The organism is Klebsiella sp. OBRC7 (genome assembly GCF_000293135.1).
In the GTDB taxonomy this organism is placed as follows: Bacteria; Pseudomonadota; Gammaproteobacteria; order Enterobacterales; family Enterobacteriaceae; genus Klebsiella; species Klebsiella michiganensis.
On the sequence record NZ_ALNJ01000116.1, the window covers coordinates 1 to 2,315 of the forward strand.

The following is a 2,315-nucleotide window of genomic DNA, read 5'->3' on the forward strand; positions in this document are numbered from 1 at the left end:
ATGTACCAGCGGGATTAGCCGTTGCCGCATCTGTACTGTCTACTGTTGGGTATGCAACTACCGAGAAGATGGAGCAGGCATTTTCTGTCCCAAGCATGACTGAGTATGGGTCTCTGGATCCCCTTTTCACTCTGGCCACTTTATACGACACATTGAAAACGCCAATGCGCTGGACGGGTCAAACTGGTGCTTACGGTGATCTGGACGCAAGCGTTTCAAACTATGTGAAGAACTGCGTAGGCAACGATATTATTCGTGGGTCTAAAACCTTTGCTTCAATGTATCGCTCTAATCAAGGTGTATCAGGGCTAGCCTCGAACGATTCCTTCCAGCGGGTTGTTATTTACGACAATGTACGTAGCGGCTGGTCTACCAGTACTGAAGAATCTTCAAATGGGGGCTCACTTTATACCTGTTCTGACGCGTACACGAAACTTAAAGGACTCGCTACCCAGAACGCTTCTAGCCTGGACTCAGCTTTTGCCAGCTCTTATACCGCATCCGGGCGCACTTGCGGTGGTGCGCCATGCTCAGGTTCAGGAAAAGCCCAGGAAGTACTGAATTTCTTCAACATAAGTGGCACTGATATTCGTGATTTCCAATTGATGTTGGTCATGTACCCTCATTTCAGGGAACTGCCAATGTACGGACTCGAAAGCTCATTTCGTGGTACTGCTGCTGTAACTCGCGCCCAAACCATGACTCAACAGGCATTCCAATGGTCTTCTTCTGGTTCATCATTCTTGAGCTGGATGGGTTCATTTATGCCGATTTTCCAGGGAATAATATACGCACTCGCACCATTTATGGCCTTCCTTTTCGGTCTGGGTATTATGGGTTTGCGACTGGTGATGAAGTACTTCCTCGTTATCATCTGGACATGGACTTGGCTTCCCCTCGCAGCGGTCGTCAACATGTATGTGTTAAACAGTATCCGTGATACGTCAAGCCAAATTCTTGTCAGTTCGGGTTCTGGCGGACTTAGCTTTGCTCAGCTTTATCAGCTCCTGTTTGAGACTCAAAAAAGTATAGGTCTTGCTGGTAATTTATACGCGATGATCCCGGCCCTGGGTGGATTCATTGTCTGGGGCAGTTCTGTTGCCTTTAACTCTCTTGCAAGCTCAGCAGCAGCACCTTCAGCTGCCGATACTAAAACTCTCGCACCTGATGTCACCAACGCTCCTGCGATAAACAGTCGTGGTTCCGATGTTGAATTTAACCCAACACAAGGAACTATCATGGGTGGGTCTTCTGGCACTCTCCCTGCCATTGACATGAAAAAGGTCGCTACTCACAACCTGTCCAGCGCTAAGCAAGAACTAGATTCAGCATCCAGTTCCTTGACTGCCCAATCTGGAGCAATGATTAGCCAGGTGGCCAGTAACATGAATTCTGGTGGACATTCGCAAGTTTATAGTGACGCTTCCAATGCAGCATTTGCCAGCCTGAGCAGCTCAGATCGTGCCCTTGTCAGTTCTGTGGCTAAAGAACAAGGTATTTCTGATATGCAGGCGCTTGTCTCTATCGCCAAAGGTGATGTGAGTGTCGGTGGCGGTGCGGGAAGTTCAAGTGCTGGTGTTGGTGTTAAAGGTGGAATGTCACGTTCAGAGGCAGAAAGCAGTGGCCTGAGTAATGACAACAGTGCTAAGTACGGTTCTACAGACAGCGCCTCGTCGCACAAAATAGACAGTGCGACCCAGTCACGCATCGTCAATACCGCAGCAAGTGCGATGTACCAGTCCTTATCGCAAGAAGGTGAGAGTTCTCAATCGACTCGTTCTTTTGCTGAGGCAAATCAAAGAATGCAGTCCGCACAAAAGAACTTCCAGGAAGCAAACTCCTTCGTTTCAAGTACCTCAATGGGCCAGACAATGAATGCTGCGCAACTTGCTACAGCCATTGGTCGTAATCATGATGCACAAGCAACATTGACTCAAACCCTCGCGGCGCACCCGGAACTGTCCAGCAAAATCGCCGGTGATGCAGCGAGCCTGACCTCTTTAGGTATGACTCACGAAGACGCGCATACCTTTGCTCAATTCAAAGCAGCCAGTGAACTTGGTGTTGCCGGTGCAGTAGCTGCCAAAGCCGGGTTCATTAACGCTGATTCCAGCCCAGTACTGACGACAACTGCATCTGAGCAATACCGTGGCGTGAGTGGTGGAGCTGAAAGCGCTGGTGGCCGCGCAGTTGCTGGTGCAGCGGACGTTGGCAACTCCGTTAATGCAGTAACAGGCCGATCTTACGGAGCGCTTGGTGAAGCACATGCGTCATCGTCTGATGGTTATGGGCAAGGCCAGGTTAATACTGTCGGG

At 49.7% G+C, this 2,315-nt stretch carries 1 protein-coding gene; it reads left to right on the forward strand.

Annotated elements, in window-relative coordinates; all coding sequences use genetic code 11:
* The coding region (locus HMPREF1144_RS22830; RefSeq protein WP_009654084.1) for a conjugal transfer protein TraG N-terminal domain-containing protein at positions 1-2,315 on the forward strand (2,315 nt) is incomplete at both ends.